Origin of the sequence: Limnothrix sp. FACHB-1083 (assembly GCF_014696485.1) — a bacterium.
Classification (GTDB): domain Bacteria; phylum Cyanobacteriota; class Cyanobacteriia; order CACIAM-69d; family CACIAM-69d; genus CACIAM-69d.
Map to the genome: position 1 here is coordinate 40,115 of NZ_JACJQD010000003.1, position 17,055 is coordinate 57,169.

Annotated in this window: 10 protein-coding genes; 4 read left to right on the top strand and 6 right to left on the bottom strand. The window is 55.1% G+C overall.

All coding sequences use genetic code 11. The annotated features are described in order from the left end of the window. Window positions 1-19 precede the first annotated feature (19 nt). The 3 genes from hpsA to H6F46_RS04410 form a co-directional block, all read right to left on the bottom strand. The gene (gene hpsA, locus H6F46_RS04400) at window positions 20-5,215 is read right to left on the bottom strand and encodes a hormogonium polysaccharide biosynthesis protein HpsA (RefSeq protein ID WP_190353719.1); all 5,196 of its coding nucleotides are present in this window, start codon (window positions 5,213-5,215) and stop codon (window positions 20-22) included. A gap of 476 nt (window positions 5,216-5,691) precedes the next feature. Beyond that, the gene (locus H6F46_RS04405; protein ID WP_190353954.1) at window positions 5,692-7,044 is read right to left on the bottom strand and encodes an aminopeptidase P N-terminal domain-containing protein; all 1,353 of its coding nucleotides are present in this window, start codon (window positions 7,042-7,044) and stop codon (window positions 5,692-5,694) included. A gap of 307 nt (window positions 7,045-7,351) precedes the next feature. Next, on the bottom strand, window positions 7,352-8,749 hold the full coding sequence (locus H6F46_RS04410; RefSeq protein WP_190353720.1) for a TldD/PmbA family protein: 1,398 nt from the start codon (window positions 8,747-8,749) through the stop codon (window positions 7,352-7,354). A 295-nt stretch (window positions 8,750-9,044) separates the two neighbouring features. On the opposite strand from H6F46_RS04410, the gene H6F46_RS04415 reads away from it, so the two are divergent. From H6F46_RS04415 to H6F46_RS04425, 3 genes are all read left to right on the top strand, one after another. Beyond that, window positions 9,045-9,473, top strand: coding sequence for a hypothetical protein (locus H6F46_RS04415; protein WP_190353721.1), 429 nt, complete (start codon window positions 9,045-9,047; stop codon window positions 9,471-9,473). Window positions 9,474-9,477: 4 nt separating this feature from the next. Next, a complete protein-coding gene (locus H6F46_RS04420) occupies window positions 9,478-10,308 on the top strand; it encodes an ion transporter (protein WP_190353955.1) in 831 nt (276 codons plus the stop codon). Between the two features lie 62 nt (window positions 10,309-10,370). Then, window positions 10,371-11,192 carry an HAD family hydrolase gene (locus tag H6F46_RS04425; RefSeq protein ID WP_190353722.1) on the top strand — a complete coding sequence of 274 codons (822 nt, stop codon included), beginning with the start codon at window positions 10,371-10,373 and terminating at the stop codon, window positions 11,190-11,192. Between the two features lie 174 nt (window positions 11,193-11,366). Here the strand turns inward: H6F46_RS04425 and H6F46_RS04430 are convergent, their stop codons facing one another. Both H6F46_RS04430 and H6F46_RS04435 read right to left on the bottom strand, forming a co-directional pair. Next, window positions 11,367-12,893 carry a pitrilysin family protein gene (locus tag H6F46_RS04430; protein WP_190353723.1) on the bottom strand — a complete coding sequence of 509 codons (1,527 nt, stop codon included), beginning with the start codon at window positions 12,891-12,893 and terminating at the stop codon, window positions 11,367-11,369. Window positions 12,894-13,137: 244 nt separating this feature from the next. Continuing rightward, a complete protein-coding gene (locus H6F46_RS04435; RefSeq protein ID WP_242027781.1) occupies window positions 13,138-14,943 on the bottom strand; it encodes a pitrilysin family protein in 1,806 nt (601 codons plus the stop codon). A 432-nt stretch (window positions 14,944-15,375) separates the two neighbouring features. Between H6F46_RS04435 and H6F46_RS04440 the strand changes: the two genes are divergently transcribed. Continuing rightward, a complete protein-coding gene (locus H6F46_RS04440) occupies window positions 15,376-15,999 on the top strand; it encodes a TetR/AcrR family transcriptional regulator (RefSeq protein ID WP_199291392.1) in 624 nt (207 codons plus the stop codon). Window positions 16,000-16,074: 75 nt separating this feature from the next. On the opposite strand, the gene H6F46_RS04445 is transcribed toward H6F46_RS04440, so the two are convergent. After that, window positions 16,075-16,710 carry a hypothetical protein gene (locus H6F46_RS04445; protein ID WP_190353724.1) on the bottom strand — a complete coding sequence of 212 codons (636 nt, stop codon included), beginning with the start codon at window positions 16,708-16,710 and terminating at the stop codon, window positions 16,075-16,077. Window positions 16,711-17,055: the final 345 nt, after the last annotated feature.

The following is a 17,055-nucleotide window of genomic DNA, read 5'->3' on the forward strand; positions in this document are numbered from 1 at the left end:
AGTTCATCGGGACAGATTATCAGCAACCATCAGGGGTGGTCTCAATTGAACGTCGTAAAGCACAGATGTAAGGATCACCGGCTTCCGGTTCGTTATAGAACTCACTGCGCGTATTCCCGATCGTAATAAAGCGACTGGAAATGGGGCCCACTGGAGCATATTGCAATCCCACGTCGTAGCCCCAGAGTCGTCTTGGGGTCTGGTAGTAGGGAATATCATCCTGGCCGCCGACTGGGCGCTGATTGATTTCCCAGGCATCATGCTCATAGGGGCCTGTTGAGGACGTGCGGAAGTTTAGCTGCAAGAAGGCTCCCGAAATGGTTTGAGACTGGCTGGAGCTACTGCCGCCCCAGTTTTCCAGCATGGGGAGGAAGTTATGGAAACCGCCATAGCTCTGGTTTTCGCGGCTGGAGCCAATACCGCTGATAAAGATGGCATTCGCCTCGGTTGTGCTCGCACCGGGTAACACACCATTTGCGCCACGACCATAGCGTTGGCCCAAGGGAACTGTTTGGTAGTTACCGGTGTAGGGATTGGGTCGTCCAAACTCTGGACGGGCAGCGTCTTCATTGATTCGCTGTAGGGGCTTGCCAGTGTAATCCACTGCCACAGAGCTGGTGAAGTCAAACCGGTTTTCATGCCACCAATCCAGCACCAAATCCCGTTCTTGATCGGACATTTCTAGGGGACGGTTTTGGGCATAGAACGAAGTGGTGGGAGAAGAAAGCGAGCCAACCCGCTGGCAACCATACCAATCTGCAAGTTTGGGCGAGGCATTGAGGAAGGTATCTCGAACACTGCCGTCGCAGAAGTTACTAGAGACCAACGTGATCGAGTCTGCTAGCAATTCCACGGGTCGCCATGTATCTACCCCAAGACGTGCAAATTGAGTATTCAGATCATCCTGAGGACTGCGACTACCACGGGAGTAGAAGTTGCCGTAGTTGTCGCGATTCAGAAGGGTCTTGAATTCTTCAACCATGACACCGCTTACTCGGTGCAGGTTGAAGTCACCTTTCACAAACAAGGGGTTATCTGTAATGAAGGACATCCCGGCAATGTTGGACTTCTCATCCCCGCCACCTTCGCGCCTTACTAAAGCACCGTTGATCAATCGGAACCCATGGGGTCGTCGATCGGGATCGGCGTAGTAGTCCACGGGTTTAGGACTAATGCCGGTCACGTCGCTGATCGGCGGATCTTGCCCCAAGGGGTTGCCACGACCGATGCTCATGCGAGCACTTTCGGTGTCTAGGTTATAGCTTGACCAGGTGGTAGAGGGAGATCGCTCGATCGCATCTTCCCGGGTATTGTCCTCCCGGAATGCATAGACGATGCCGCCTACCTCGTTCTTCTTCAGGTTGCCAAAGGTCAACCACAGATCTCCGAGGGCAGATGGGGCGTAGGTTTTTTGCCGCAGCATGTCGATATCAATATCCAGCACCCGCTCTACGAGGCGCTCTCGCCCGTCCATCAAGGCTGCATCCTTGAAGGCAACCCGGTGATACTCGATCGCCTTGTCTGCTTTGGCCCCATCGTTGTCCACTGCCACAAACAGCATCTGGGAGCAGTTAGGAGCCGAATTGGTACAACTACCCGTTGGCGTGAGATTGTCGTCCACAGGTAGCAGCCAATCGGCCACTTTCCGAGGCTTGATAATGATTGACTCCAGATCCTTATCACTCAGCACCTGGAAATTACCCTGAGCAACCGTCAGATAGGGATCGAAATACAGCTTGTCGTAAGGCGCATAGAACGGATCCGTAGCCCTAGGTTGGGCATGGTCTACCTCCACAGACAGGGTAGCAGTGCCCACTTCCAAGTCGGGGATCAGCGTTTTATCTCCATCCGCATCGTGAGCGATGAAGTCTTCAGACAGGGGCCGCGGGAACAGGTAGTACAGCGCAGGATATTCGGGTTCTACGGGGCAGAGAGTACCTGCCAGGTGCAAGAACCGCTTCTCTTCCGCAACCGTTCCAGGAACTCCGTAGCCGAAGTAGTTATTTCCCGTTGTCTTGCTGAAATCGCAACCAAACTCATAGGTTTTGGCTTGCTCATACACCCGGCCGCCAAAAGCATAGCCGACGGTTAATGATCCGGAGGGCGGCGTGGGGGTCAGGTCATTTTGGACGGTGTAGCTGTAGTGATGTTTGGCGGTTTCCGCAGGGATGCTGCCAGCGGTGTTTTTGACCCGGCCGAAGTGGGTGGCAAAGCCAAAGGTGCGATCGCGCTGGATTTGCTCTCGGAGTGCAATTAACCTGGCCCATTGTTGCAACTCGGTGGGTTTCAGGGGGTTACTGTCCAAACGGTTGAGGGCCGCTCCGCTCGTGCTCTTATCTGCCAAGGCCGCCACATAGGCTTCCGGAGGAACCAGTGGTGTCACCAAATCAGTGGAAGCCGTGGTCGCCGCGAACGGATTCTCACCAGGTTTCAGGGCCGGATCCGCAGCCGGAATCCGCTTCAGCAGGGGCGGACTAGCCAGGGGTTGGCCGCCCTGGGTTTTGAGGCTAGCCAACTGCACTTCCACAAAATCTGCACCCTCCTGATTACGGCTATTGAAGTCAGAGGGACTGCGCAGCCCGGAGTTTCCTGGATAAACCCGTACAGAGAAGGGCCCCGTGGTGTCTCCGGGGCGAAAAATATCAACCCGTCCCAGCTTGCGGTCATTGGCGCTGTCGGTGCGTGCTCCCGAGAGCCAATCCGCACGGGAGGGGTCTTCCTTTTTATTCCAGGCTGGATCGTTGTCCCCAATTTTGCCGAGGGCTTCCGCCAGCTTATCGAGAACGGTGGTTTGGAAGTCCGGATCGCTGTAGTCGATCGCATCCAAATAGGCAATGTTGTAAGCCAACATTCCAGTACTCAAAGCCGCAGTCTGCTGGGTGGTCGCATCAGCCGGACTGTTGTTGGTGTCATAGAGGGCCCGACGCAAATTACTAAAGTCGCCCCACTTCACCAACTGCGGGAGCGGGTGAGTTTTGCCTGCTTCCTGCTTGGCGGGAAATGCACCATCCTTGTCCCCCGCAAAGGTCGCCAGGTTTTCCAAAGCTTTCCGCAAGGTCGCGTTTAAATTGACCGGGGTGCTGGTGGGGCCAGTGCTAACACTGACCAGCTCATTGAGCCGATCCACATCCATTTCCCAACCATTCGTGCCGCGGCCATGGAAAAAGTCGATCGCAAGTTCCTCTGATTCGTCTCCAAAGCGCTCCCCAAAGGCTGTCCATTCCGGTTTGGTCTTGACACCAGCCGTGACAGGGAGTTTCTCAAAGGTTGCCGACTGTTTCAGGGTGTCGGGAGTCCCCGGGTGAACAGTACTCGTCAAGGCAGCCACCGGCTTTACCCCTTGCCCAACACCCTTGTGAAAAAGCAACGTGCCTTGGACGGCGGCCGGATTATCTTTATAGCTACGACGCTGTAAGGCCTGAAGCGGCGTTGCTGCATCAAATTCATCCGCTTGAGAGGGATAGCCCAGAGGATTTTCCAGGGGATTTTCCAGCTCTAGGCGCTGACCGGTAATGATCCGAGTCCCCTCGTTGATGGCACGGCGTTCCCAATAGCCATCTGCTCCCACTTCTGCCGGTTGCTCCGTATTGGTGTTGCGGGTTAAGCGGTCACGTTGACTGTCAGTAATGTTGTCACCCACCTTCTTGGTGCCGGGTATCCTCAATTCTGAGGTTCGACCGTAGGTTGGCCGAGGGCCATAGCGATTGTCGGCCCGATAGAAGTCGTCTAGGTAAGGTTTAGGAACAGCCTGTCCGCTGAATCTGGTTGAATATTCCGCTCCCTCAGCCGTGTTCCAGCCGTCAGCGCGTACCTTGCCCGATCTGCGCCGAACACTGGCATCTTGGGTGTAGAGCAAGAGTGGGTCTAAGGCGAGATCGATCGCTTTCCCTCCAAAGTTCACGGAATCCGTTTCGGTCGTGAAATTGAGATTGCCTGGGGTCACACGGCCGCTAGTTTCTCGATAGTCGATCGAGACCCTTGGATTACCTCCAAAGTTGCTGCGGGGGCCCGAAACAGCACTGGAAATTAGATCTCCTTTGAAGTTTTTGCAAATTCCCTCGCCAGTGTAGTTTTTGCAGGTTTCTACTGAAGCATTGCCTTCAGGATTTTCCGGCGAGGCGCTAATGCTGGAAGCTTCGGGATCTTGGTAGAGGCAAGATGAAGGGGCGCTCACCCAGAATAGGCGCGTCGGGTTGTTAGCCCCAGCCAAAAACATCGAGCCTTCCGTGTGCATCGCACCATTCCAGTTGAAGGCAGCACCTGAAAACAGCTCTAGATCATTACGGAACCAAGCTCCCCATTTATTGCCTTTTTCCACAATCCGGTCTTGCTGGAATTCAAGGGTTGCAATGGTGTTGGTTCCAGCCCCTGACCGAGCAGTATTGCGCTTTGGAATTACAACAGCATCCACCTGGAAGTTCTTCCGAAGGGTAGATGTTTTCTTTTGGTCTTGATACCAGCCCGCTTCAATGGGAGGCAAGATTTCGGCACTCAGACGACCCGCGAGGTTACAAGGACTTTCGTCCGATTCCTGTTGAATCAAAGGCCCCGTACGAGTTCGCAGCGCTGCAACCCGCTCTTGCAGGGCAGCCTTGCTCATATTAAACTCTAGCCTTCCCGAAGAGTTGGGAGACGGTGTATTGAAGATTAGAGAATATGCAACGTCTGCATCTTCTTGCCCGTCCCCGTTTGTATCAACTGGAAATTTCCAAGCTGGATCTTTTTCTCCATCCCCGTTTATATCAATCTGGTCTTCCCCAGGAAAGGTGTAGCTCTGCTCAAGTCCTTCTGGCGGAAAGGTTGAATCGAATGATTCGTTACCAGTCAAGTTTTTGTTCAGCAACATACTGAGCAAATACTTCTCAGATGGTGCGCCGTTGGATGTTAGGCGAGGGTCTTGGGTAAAGAGTTTTTCAAGTTTGGCTTTGGCGCGATCGATTGCGGGGGTGGCGGCGTTGTAGATCACCTTTTGGGCCCGATCGGCTGCGACTTGATCCGTGCGGTTGAGGGTGCGCAACGAGAGAGCAGTAATCGTAAGGGCCACCACCACCAGCAACAGGGCCGTGGTTGGCAACACGAAGCCCGCTTGCGATCGCAGCCGTCGCCAATAGGGATTAGAAGCCAGGATTTGGGGTCGATCGCCCGATCGCCCTCGACGATGCAACAGTCGCTGGAACTGCGCGATCGTTCGTCCCAATTGGAACGAAATAGCCAAAACTAGCCGCCGCAGGATCATCATATTGGCTCTACCAACTTGGCCTGAGAGTTCTTGAAAAACTGACCCGAAACACACCCATTACAGCAAAGGGCGGGGCGTTGGAGAGTGACCGTCAATCTCAGAACGGTTTCTCGCTACCCCAACATGACTCACTGTCCCTAGACCGGCGGCGCTCCGAATCGGTTCCATCCCAACCACGCCAGGTGGCTGTGCTTGAACCGCCCAAAAATTATCGGCTTGCAGCCTTGAAGTGTCGCGCTTCAGGGGAGCAACCAAACCGGAGCATCGCCTAGGGCTTGAGGGAAGATCTAAGCACTTAGCCCAAACGTACCCATCCGCGATTCTGGATCGATCGGGAAATCAGAAGTTTTTCTTAATTCTTTACATTTTAGGGCTTGACAGATTCCAAGTCGAACGGACCAGCTACCTCACTGGAGCGATCAGCCCGTCCATCCAACCTGATTGGCTTCCGCCTAGCCATTGCCCCAAGTCAGATCAGCAACCTGTTTAGGCACAGCGGCCGTCAGCACGTCATGGCCACCCTCGGTCACCAATACATCATCCTCAATCCGAATCCCAATGCCGCGCCACTGTTCCGGCACTTCCGGTTGAGCGGGCCAATCATCTTCCTCGCCGGGCTGCTTCGGTTCGATGTCCGGGGCAATGTAGAGGCCTGGCTCCACCGTCAGCACCTGGCCCGGCTGGAGATAGCAGGGATCATCGCCATAGGTGTAGACCCCCACGTCATGCACATCCAATCCCAGCCAATGACTGGTGCGGTGGGGATAGAAGGGGCGATAGAGTTCTTTTTCAATAATTTGTTCTACGCTGCCGACCATCAGCCCTAAGTCTAGTAGACCTTCAACCAGGACTTTCAGGGCCGCGTCATGGACGTTGCTGTAGGGATCACCAGGTTTGACCGCTGCGATCGCCGCCATCTGGGCCGCCAACACTAGCTCGTAGAGGGTTTGTTGCTCGGGGCTGAAGCGGCCATTCACCGGAAAGGTGCGGGTGATGTCGCTGTTGTAGTAGCCGTAGGCGCAACCGGCATCGATCAGCAACAGATCGCCATCTTGAAGTTGGCAGTTGTTTTCCACGTAATGCAGGATGCAGGCGTTTTCCCCGGCAGCGACGATCGCCGGGTAAGCCGGCCCCCAACCACCACGCGATCGACAAAGCCGATCGAGTTCCGCTTGCACTTCATATTCCCAAACGCCGGGCCGGGCCATCTCCATGGCCCGCTGGTGGGCCTCGGCGGCGATGTCGGCCGCTTGGCGCATGGCCGCCAGTTCCAACGGGGACTTGATGTTTCGCAGTTGGTGCAGGCGGGCGATCGGGTCTTCGAGGGCTACCGGGCCGCGCCCTTTGCGGAAATAGCTCCGGCGCTGCTGTTTCCACAGATCCAGAATCTGCGCATCGAACTGGGGATCATGACCCAGACTGTAAAAGATGCGATCGCCCGTTTGCAGGTATTGCGGCAGCTTGGCGGTTAACTCTTCGATCGGGTAAACCACGTCTGCCCCGATCGCCTCTTTGGCCGCTTCCACCCCCAGCCGCCGGCCCGACCAAGTTTCCGCCAGCCGATCCTTAGGACGCACAAATAAGATGAATTGATGTTCCTCGTGGTTAGGAGCTAGCACCGCTACGGCCGCTGGTTCATCAAACCCGGTCACGTAATAAAAATCGCTGTCCTGGCGGTAGTTATATTCCACATCGTTGTGCATCACCGCATGGGGCGCACTGCGGAAAATGGCCACGCCGGAGCCGATTTTTTCCAGCAACCGGGCTCGGTGCGATCGATATTCCTCTGCCCAACCGGGAGCCATGTAACCCGTGGGCGATCCGCTGCTAACCCTTGCTGTGGCGACCATCGGCGATTGCATCCTTAAGCGATTCCTAACTCAAGCCAAAACTGATAGACAGTGGTGGCACGACAAATCTAAAACGTTCAATCAGGTTTGGAGAGCCGTTTTGGCAACCCAAAGGCCTTGGAACCGTTGCCAAATTCCCAAAATCCTGATGTTGCCGTTGAGAGACCGTGAGCAGCAAGGGGCTTAAGCCCCTTGTCTACGATGTGATCGAGGCATGAAAAATCAGCCGCTTCAGCCTGCCCCTAGGCGATAACGACAGCCCCTAGGCCGCTTCACCACCCACAACCACATTGCGAATCCGCAGGCTGGGGCCACCGCAACCAACCGGTAATCCACTTTGGCCGCCCTTGCCGCAACCGCCGGACTCATCCCAATAGAAGTCGTCCCCGATCGCCTCAATATCTGCCAGGGTCTTGAAGGCATTGCCCGACAGGGTGACATCCCGCACCGGCTCGGCCAGTTCGCCGTTGCGCACCATCCAAGCCTCGCCGGCCGTGAAGGTGAACATTTCGCCGTTGGTCATGCCGCCCAACCAGTTGCGTGCATAAACCCCCTCTTCGATCCCGGCGATCAACTCCGCTGCGGGCGTTTCGCCACGCTCGATCCAAGTGTTGGTCATCCGGACGATCGGGGCGTAGTGATAGTTCAAGCAGCGGGCATTCCCCGTGGGTTGTTCCTCCAGTCGGCCTGCCGTTTCCCGGGAATGGAGCCGCCCGGTCAACACGCCGTTGGTGATCAATTGGGTGGTGCTGGCCGGTGTGCCCTCGTCATCGTAGGCATAGCTGCCCCGATGGCCGGCAGGTGCAGCACCATCAAAAATTTGCAGATTTTCGGGGCCAAAGCGGCGACCCAGGCTCATGGTTTCCAGCAAATCGGGATTTTCGTAGGCCATATCGGCTTCGGACAAATGCCCAAACGCCTCATGCACAAACAAACCCGTCAAGATTGGGTCAATCACCACCGTATAGGTTCCGGCCTTCACCGAAGGGAGCGACAGGGCATCCACCGCCCGCCGGGCCGCCCCGCGCACCTGGTCATCTAATTGGGTCAGGTCTTCATAGCCGTTGCGGGAGCCGGTGGTTTCCCGGCCCGTTTGCACCGTTTCGCCATTGCGGGCCGTGGCCGCAAACCGCATCTCCATATCCACCCAGGATTGCTCCAGCATTGTGCCTTCGGAGGTGGCTAGCAGGGTGCGTTGGGTGCTGTCGCCGTAGCGCACCATCGTGGTGGCGATGCGACCGTCAACGGCGCGCAAAATTTCTGCATAGTGGTCGCAAAGGGCCTTTTTGTCCGAGAGGGACACCTGCCGGGGATCAGTGCCGGCCAAGGGCAAGGTGCAGGTGGTCTGAACCGGCGCGACCGAAGCCAGGAGGGTTTCATCATCCCCCACCAGATGGGCCGCCGCGATCGCCTCTTCCAATCGTTCCAGAAGGGTATCCAGTCGGTTAAAGCTGGCAAAGCCCCAACCGCCCTTGTGGCAAGCCCGCACTTGCCCCCCGATCGCCACGCTTTCGCTGAGGGTTTCCAGGCGACCCCCGCGCAGCAGAATATCGGTTCCCTGAGATTCTTCGAGGCGGATGGCCAAAAAGTCCACCCGATCGCGGTAGCGGGCGATCGCCTCAGTCAGTCGGTTACGAGCATCGGTCAGCCAGTCAGTCATAACGCGGTTGCGGATTCAGTTCGCTGGAACGCTTGCGAGCACTCACTTTGGGCAGTGGCTTCTATTATGGCTTGGCTGGGGCCTTCCGGGCCGGAACCGGGCCCGATCGCCCAAAGCTTGCCTAAAGGTGGCTTGGTTGCCCGCTGGGGACAAGTCAATTGCCCGCCAATTGCACGCAAGTTGCACTATTGTCGATCCTAGGCTTGGGTTATGTTGCTGGCTTTCAGTTCCCATGGCTCCCCAAGGCTGCCAACTCCTTAAATTCCACCCCAGATTTAAATTCCACCCCGAGATCATGAATTCCGTTGAACGTTTGATTGTGATGGCCGAAGACGAACTCACTGAGTTCAGCACCGATGCCCGCAAGGTCGAAAAATTGCGCCGCAAAATTGGTCTGACCCTCTCGGCTGCCGAACAACGCCAAGCCAAGGAGCAATTAAAAGCGGAGTTGGCTGAAGGGGGACAATTGGCGGAGTTTGTGGAGAAACAGCGCCAGTCGATCGCCCTGCCCTTTTGGGGGGTGACGGGTCTTGGGTTGCTGATTGGTGTGTCCATGGAACAGCCGGCCGCCTTTGTGTTTGTGATTGCCGGAACCTTGGCCGCCTGGACGGTGCAAAAGTGGGGATGGCGTTTGCAAGCCAAGCGGTTGATTTTGAACACCCTTGAGGACTTGACCAAAGGCGGTGGGAATGGCGGAAATAGTGATTCCGCCGCCGCCAACTAGCCCCATGACGGCAGTAGAAGCAGGGCGATCGCGCACTCTCATTCAACAGCGAGTGATCGCAGTTCTGGATGATTTGGAAACGCCCCTGAGCCGTTGGGTCAATGGGGCCATTGCCGTTTCAATTCTGTTGTCGGCCGTGACCTTCGTAATTGAAACCTTCACGATTGATGATCAATTGCGGATGGTTTTGACCGTAGGCAACCGCATGTTAGCCGGGGTGTTTGCGGTGGAATATGCCCTGCGACTGTGGTGCGCAGAACAGAAGTGGCGCTATGTTTTTAGTCCTTACGCGATCATTGATGCGATCGCGATCGCGCCGCTGCTGATTGGGTTTTGGGATGTACGGTTTTTGCGATTGTTGCGGTGGTTTCGAGTGTTACGCCTGGTGCGCTTTCTCGATCGCCGCTACCTTCCCCAATGGCTGGCGGCGGACGATCGCCTGATTATCACTCGTATTTTGTTTACTCTTTTTTCCATTGTTTTTATTTATTCTGGCTTGATTTATCAGGTTGAACATCCCAAAAATCCTACCGTCATTGAAAATTTCCTAGATGCCTTTTATTTTGCGGTGGTGACCATGACCACCGTGGGCTATGGCGATATTACACCCGTTTCCAAGGTGGGAAAATTGGTCACTGTTTTGATGATTTTGTCAGGAATTGCCATTATTCCTTGGCAAATTAGTGACTTGATCAAGAGCTTTGTGAACACCAACGATAAAATTCGGAATGCTTGCGATCGCTGCGGCCTAATTTTTCATGACCCAGATGCCAGTTATTGCCGTCGTTGTGGAGCGGCTTTGCCCAGTTCTGCCGATGACATTGCTGATTTGTAAATCACGACTCTTGGTATTAATTTAACTAGTCTTGCCCCAATTAGCATTAAGCCAATCAACCTATGATCTCTAGTTCTGAACCCATCCTGTCACCCGATTTATTAGCTTTGGACTTTGATGGGGTGCTCTGTGATGGACTGTTGGAATATTTTGAAATTGCTCGCAAAACCCATCAGGAACTGTGGCAATTCGCTGACCCGATCGCCCCAGAGCTAGCGGAATCGTTTTATCGGCTCCGGCCCGTAATCGAAACAGGTTGGGAAATGCCCGTTTTAATTCAAGCCTTGGTGGATGGGCAATCGATCGCGGAAATCCAATCCCATTGGCGATCGATTTCGGAGACCATTGTGCAACGCGATCAATTAACAGCGGCCCAACTTTCACAACAATTAGACAGCAACCGCGATCGATGGATTCAAGAAGATTTGGACGGCTGGTTGGCGTTGCATCGCTTTTTTCCAGGGGTGATTGAGCAATTAAAAACCTGGCTCAATCCAGCTAATGCCTACTCTTCTTTAGAGGTTGTGATTATTACCACCAAGGAAGAGCGGTTTGTGCGGCAACTGCTCGATCGGGCAGGGGTTCATCATCAATCCTTGGCAATCTTTGGCAAGGCAACCCGGCAACCGAAAGCCAGCACCTTAAAGCAGTGGATTGGGCAAAAGTCTAATATTTGGTTTGTGGAAGATATGCTGCCAACCCTGAATAAAGTGATCCAAGAGCCGGCCTTGGATCAAGTGGAATTATTCCTAGCCAATTGGGGCTATAACACCGAGGGCGATCGCGCCCAGGCAACCCAGAGTGATCGGATTCATTGCCTCAGCCTTGAGCAATTTGCCCAACCGTTTTCCCAATGGTTAACCATAACTGATTCAGCTCATTAATCCTCAAAGAAGCGCTGAAGAACCAAACCTGAGCGATCGAACTTGAGCAATCAAACTTGATACGCTACCAACTCAAATCGACCTAACCAGACAAGGGGCTTAAGCCCCTTGCCCCTGTGGTTCTTGGTAACACTACAGTTTTGGTTGCAACTCAGGCTGAGTGAACCAAATAGGTCAAGAATTGCGGCCAGTTGGTACACCGGGAATTGCGACATCCAAAGCGGTTACCGGCTGTCCTAATTGATTGAGTGGTGGCTGAATTGACTTCTGATTTCCCACCACCAAGGTCACTAATTGATCAGGTTTTAGATAAGTCTGTGCTGCCCGCTGCACATCCTCAATAGTGGTAGCTTGAACGGCTTTTTGGTAGCGGAAAATAAAATCAGAAGGATAACCGTAGTAATCGTAGGTCATCAATCGGCCGAGGGTTTGAGACGGGTCAGCAAAGTTGAAAATGAAGGAATTGAGGGCTGATTCCTTGGCAAAATTCAACTCTTGATTACTAATTGGTTGGCTACGAACTTTGGCAATTTCTGCCTTTAAGCCTTGAATTAGGGGCACAGTTCCTTCGGAGCGAGTTTGGCCACCGGCTTGGAAAGTGCCAGGAAAGTCATAATTCGGACTCCAGTAGCCATAGACCGAGTAAGCAAGACCCTGGCGCGATCGCAGTTCGTTAAACAGGCGACCCCCAAAGCCATTCAGCACATCATTGAGGACGGCCATGGCGGGGTAGTCGGTGTTGCTGACGAGGCCGCCCAGGTGACCCAGAACAACGGAGCTTTGGGTGAGCTGGGGCCGATCGACCACAAATACGCCGCTGGTCTGCACTTGGCTGACGGCGGGTAGCGGATTTTCACGGTTGGGGCCCGGCTGCCAGTCGCCCAGGCGGGCTTCGATCAGGCGGCGCATGGCTGTGCGATCGAAGTCCCCGGAAATGCCCAAGATGATGTTCTGGGGAACGAAATAGCGCCGATAGAACGACTCCACAGCCGGGCGATCAATCCGATCGAGCGTGGCATATTCCACCGTGCGGGCGTAGGGGCTGTTGGCTCCGTAGAGCAATTTGTCAAATTCACGGCTGGCGATGCCGTCGGGGTCGTCGTTGCGCCGGGCAATGTTCCCCCGCAGTTGGGTTTTGGCGAGGGCAATTTTTTCCGGGGCAAAGGCGGGCGATCGCAACACTTCCGTGAACCAGCCGAAGACCGACTCCAGATCCTCGCTGAGGGCGCTGAAGCTGACACTACCGGAAGCAATGCCAATGCCGGACTCGATCGAGGCGGCCCGGTCTTCCAGGAGTTGATCCAACGTGGCGGCATCATGCTGCTGAGTGCCCCCCGATCGCAATACATCCCCCACCACGTCGGCCAAGCCGGCCAGGTCTTCCGGTTCCCACCGGGATCCCGTCCGCACAATGGCTCGGCCCCCAACCAAGGGCAGTTCATGGTCTTCCACCAAATAGACCGTCAGGCCGTTGGGCAATTGGAAGCGATCGTAATCCGGCAGCTTCACCTCCGGCGGCGGCGGTAATTGCAACTCCGTGTAGTGCCTGGGGGTATCAGCCACGGCCGGCTGTCGCACTCCCAACACCAACACCCCCACCAAAAGGGCAATGGCTAGCCAGCGCCAACGCCGATCACGCCGAGGCTGGGCTGCGAACTGGTGCGGGGAACGGCGCGCTCCGATCGAACGAAAAACCTTCATGGCTACTCTGTACCCTCAATGAACCTTGCGCCTTGCGTTTTGTTCTCGATTCTGGATCTTGAATTCTGGATCTTGAATTCTGGATCCTGGATGTTGGAATGCTGGCTATTGGGCGACAGCGTTTGGATCGCCGCTTTGTAGATCGCCACTTGTTGAATCGCCGCTGCTGGCTAGGCGCTCTTGAATCGTGACTGAATGGGCAACTTTTGCGCCATTCAGCCTCCTCAACCGATCGCCCCAAAGGCTATTTGGGCAATAGCTTCAGCACCGTGCGATTTTCAGGGGTGAAGGTCTTGCGAGCCACCCGTTGCACATCGGCCGGCGAGATCGAACCAATTCGATCTAGCTCCGCAAACAAATTGCGCCAATTGCCCGTTTTGGCTTGATATTCCGCCAGCAGGGCCGCCATGGTGCTGTTGGAGTCGATCGCCCGCAGTTGGTTGGCCCTGGCTTGGGTTTTCACGCGCTCTAGTTCCGCCTCGCTCACCGGCTCATTTTTCAGGCGATCAAGTTGGCGATGCAGTTCCACCGCAATTTCATCCACAGAATGATCCGGCGCACTCAGGGCATAAAACAGCATCAGCGTCGGGTAGCGATCGCCCGGAAACCCGTATAAACCCGCGATCGAGAGGGCCAATTGCTTCTCCTGCACCACTGACTGATAAAGGCGAGAAGTGCGCCCATCCGACAGCAAACTAGCGATCGCCTCATAGACCACATAATCGGGATCCGTCTTGGCCGGTGCGTGATAGCCCTCCAAGTACCAAGGCTGAGATTCAAGCTGCAAATTGACCGATCGAGTGGCTGTTTGGCGCGGCTCCACCGGAATTGGCAAATTCGGCAGGGGTCGCCGTTGGAATCGACCGAAATAAATTTCCGCCAGCCGCTTCACCTCCGTCGGCACCACATCCCCCACCACCACCGCCGTCAGATTATTGGGCGGGTAATGGGCCTCATAGAAACGGCGCACATCCAACCGGGTCAGGTTGCGGATGTCTTCGTCATAGCCAATCACCGGCCGATGGTAGGGATGAACCTTAAAGGCTGATTCCAAAAACACTTCCACGGCCTTCCCGATCGGGGAGTTATCCGTGCGCATCCGGCGCTCTTCCAGGATCACATCCTGTTCCTTATAAAACTCCCGAAACACCGGATCCAGGAAGCGTTCTGACTCCAGCGACATCCACAACTCCAGCTTATTGGCTGGAAAGCTATAGAAATAGCGCGTGGCATCCGCAGAAGTGGTGGCATTGAGACCCACGCCGCCCGCCTGTTCCACCAACCGCCCAAACTCGTTTTGTTTCACGAAGGGTTGGGCCTGCTGTTCCAAGGCCAGCAACTGTTGGCGCAGTTGTTGGGCTTCGGCGGTTTTGCCCTGGTCGCGCACCGTTTCGTATTGGGCCATCAAGGCATCCATTCGATCGAGAATCGCCTTTTCTGACTCAAAATCCGTTGTGCCAATCCGGCTGGATCCCTTGAAAGCCAAATGCTCCAGAAAGTGGGCCACGCCTGTTTTGCCGTCCGGCTCTTCCGCACCGCCCACATTGGCATAGGTCATGAAGGACACCACCGGAGCCTGGTGACGCTCCAGCACAATGAATTTCATCCCGTTCTTGAGGGTGAATTCAGTGATTTGCTGTTGCACCCGATCGAGGTAGGGCTTAATCGATGCGGCCTTGGCTGTGGCCGAGTGGCCATTCAGCCCCGCCGTCGTTACGTCTTTGCTGATCACGTTGCTAACCACCGGGCCGCTCGTCGGCTCAGACGTGGGGGAAGTAGAAATGACGTTAGCAGCAGCATCGGGGGCAACAGTCGCCATGGATGGCGCAGAGAGCCATGGCGATGTGTCCAGGGCCCAGGCCGCCGAAACCACACCGGAACCCAACCACAGGGATCCCGTGAGACCCGCCAAACCGGCCACCAGCCCGATCGCCCGGACAAGGCCCAAACCCTGATCCCGCAGGACTTGTCCCAGATGATGCACCAATGCCGAGCGATCGCCCGATCGCCCTAACTGCTGCCATTTGCCGTGATTTATGCCTGACAACATGCCTGCCAATCGTGGGTATATGTTGAAGTGAGAATTACAGTGCCGATCGCGTTCAAAGAGCGTTTAAAGGTGGAGAACAGCCGCACCCGCCTCAGGCAAATTTAAAGAAATATTGCCTTGATTGAAACACCAGCCTGGTGACCCAAGCTGGCGAGCAGCTTCCAGCATAGTCGAGCCGCCGGATTTCATGGGTAATTCAAAGCCATCGGCCGAAACTTACGGAATCATGAACTTCGGTAGGCAAAGGATCAGTTTTATAACGTTCCCTTAATCCCAGACCCAGTATCCCCTGGCCCCGTTGACAATAGCGATCAATTAGCCCCTTGCCATTTTCTCTTGACCTTCTGTTGTTCACCCATCTTTTTTCCTAATGGTCGATCACCCCTTTTTGCACCCCTAATCCCACTGGCTTGCGTCCAAGGAGTCCTAGCCATGCTGCGTATCGCTCACCGCCCATCCCCTTCTGAAACTGAAACCCGCACCCGCATTCTGCAAGCGGCTCAGCAGCTATTTGCCCGCCAGGGTTACGATGCCACCACCACCCGCGATCTGGCCCGGGCGGCTGGCGTGGCCGAAGGAACCCTGTTTCGGCATTTTGATCACAAAAAATCGATTTTGGTGGAAATTGCCACCCAAGGTTGGGTCGAAATCCTAACAGACCTGTTGATGGAACTCAGCGAAATGGCCAGCTATCGAGCCATCTCGCAAGTGATGCGCAAGCGGATGAGCAACTTGAAGCAAAACGCCGACATGATGCGGGTTTGTTTCATGGAAGCTCAATTTCACCCAGAATTGCGCGATCGGATCCAGGTGGAGGTGATTGCCAAAATGATGGATGTGACCGAAGCCTTTTTCCAAACTGCGATCGATCGGGGAATTTATCGCCCCATGAATCCCCGCATCATTGCGCGGGTCTTTTTGGGCATGTTCGCGATCGCTGGCTTCAGCGAGTTGACAATTATGGAGCCGAATATTTCCCCCCGAGAACTTCAGGAAATGGCTGAAGGCATTGCTGATATTTTCCTCAACGGGGTGCTCGACAAAACCAACACTTAGTAACTCCTCAGCGATTAGCTCAGCAGGGCAAAAGTTAAAGAAAATTTGACTTGGCCCTTTTGACCTGCCGTGCCCCTAGGCTTGGTGCAAGGTGGCAATCACCCACACATCGCATAGCAATAGCAATAGGGCGCAACCCAGCAGGGCAATGTACATCCAAGGTTGCGCCAAGGGCCTGACATCACGCATATCAAGGCCCGTTTGTCTTTGCACTTGCTTCACCAAACGGGAAAAGCCCGCAACCCGCATGGGCAGCAAATAACCTTCGCCCGATCGACTCAGGAAGTAGTAAACCAAGCCACCTTGACCGGTCGTTTTGGGTTTCAGCGCTTGGATATCGCTCCAGGGCAAAAACCAACCCTTGCGAATCAGCCAGCGAAACCAAACGGGATAGGTGACGCGGATCCCTTCTGTGGTTAGCTCCACCTGTTCAGACAAGGCTCCCCACAACAACACCAGCCCGATCGCCAGGCCAACCCACAGTGTCGAGGGCGAAATGCTTGGGGAAATGCTCGGATCGTTGGCTGCCCCATTCACCTGGGTCAGAAAAGGCAGCGGAAGGGTTAGGGCCCCATAAAGCAAAACCAGGGTGAGCCGAATCAAAATTGAAATTCGGTAGGTTTTGGGGAGGGGGAGTTCTGGGGCGATCGGGGGTTGGGGATCCGCTGCGGACGAGGACGGGGCGATCGAGTTCGGAGGTGGCGAAGACATCCAGCAAACTCCTCAGGCTTCACAATTCTTGATGGTTTTCGCCTCTAGGGTAACGCGCTGGCTCGATCGCCCTCAGTATTTCCGCCCCACTAGCGGTTTGTTCATCAGCGGTTTGTTCATGGACGCTTTCTTGATGAGTGCTTTCTTCAAGAACGTTTTGCTCAGAACCCATCAGCCACCCAATCGCCCGCCAGGGATCAACCGCCAAACATGATAAACCCCCGGTCGCGATCGCCACTGGGGGTTTGCTCAACCGATCTTGAACAGGCTCGCGATCGCGCCCCCCAAGACCAAGAACTCAATGATCGAGAGCTGTCGATTAGCTGCCGATCAACGGACTCGAAC

Bases quoted from the DNA above. Each gene is read 5' to 3' on its own strand.
- H6F46_RS04435 (WP_242027781.1), bottom strand. From the start codon at position 14,943: ATGTTGTCAGGCATAAATCACGGCAAATGGCAGCAGTTAGGGCGATCG.
- H6F46_RS04425 (WP_190353722.1), top strand. From the start codon at position 10,371: ATGATCTCTAGTTCTGAACCCATCCTGTCACCCGATTTATTAGCTTTG.
- H6F46_RS04430 (WP_190353723.1), bottom strand. From the start codon at position 12,893: ATGAAGGTTTTTCGTTCGATCGGAGCGCGCCGTTCCCCGCACCAGTTC.
- H6F46_RS04405 (WP_190353954.1), bottom strand. From the start codon at position 7,044: ATGGCTCCCGGTTGGGCAGAGGAATATCGATCGCACCGAGCCCGGTTG.
- H6F46_RS04440 (WP_199291392.1), top strand. From the start codon at position 15,376: ATGCTGCGTATCGCTCACCGCCCATCCCCTTCTGAAACTGAAACCCGC.
- H6F46_RS04420 (WP_190353955.1), top strand. From the start codon at position 9,478: ATGACGGCAGTAGAAGCAGGGCGATCGCGCACTCTCATTCAACAGCGA.
- H6F46_RS04415 (WP_190353721.1), top strand. From the start codon at position 9,045: ATGAATTCCGTTGAACGTTTGATTGTGATGGCCGAAGACGAACTCACT.
- H6F46_RS04445 (WP_190353724.1), bottom strand. From the start codon at position 16,710: ATGTCTTCGCCACCTCCGAACTCGATCGCCCCGTCCTCGTCCGCAGCG.
- H6F46_RS04410 (WP_190353720.1), bottom strand. From the start codon at position 8,749: ATGACTGACTGGCTGACCGATGCTCGTAACCGACTGACTGAGGCGATC.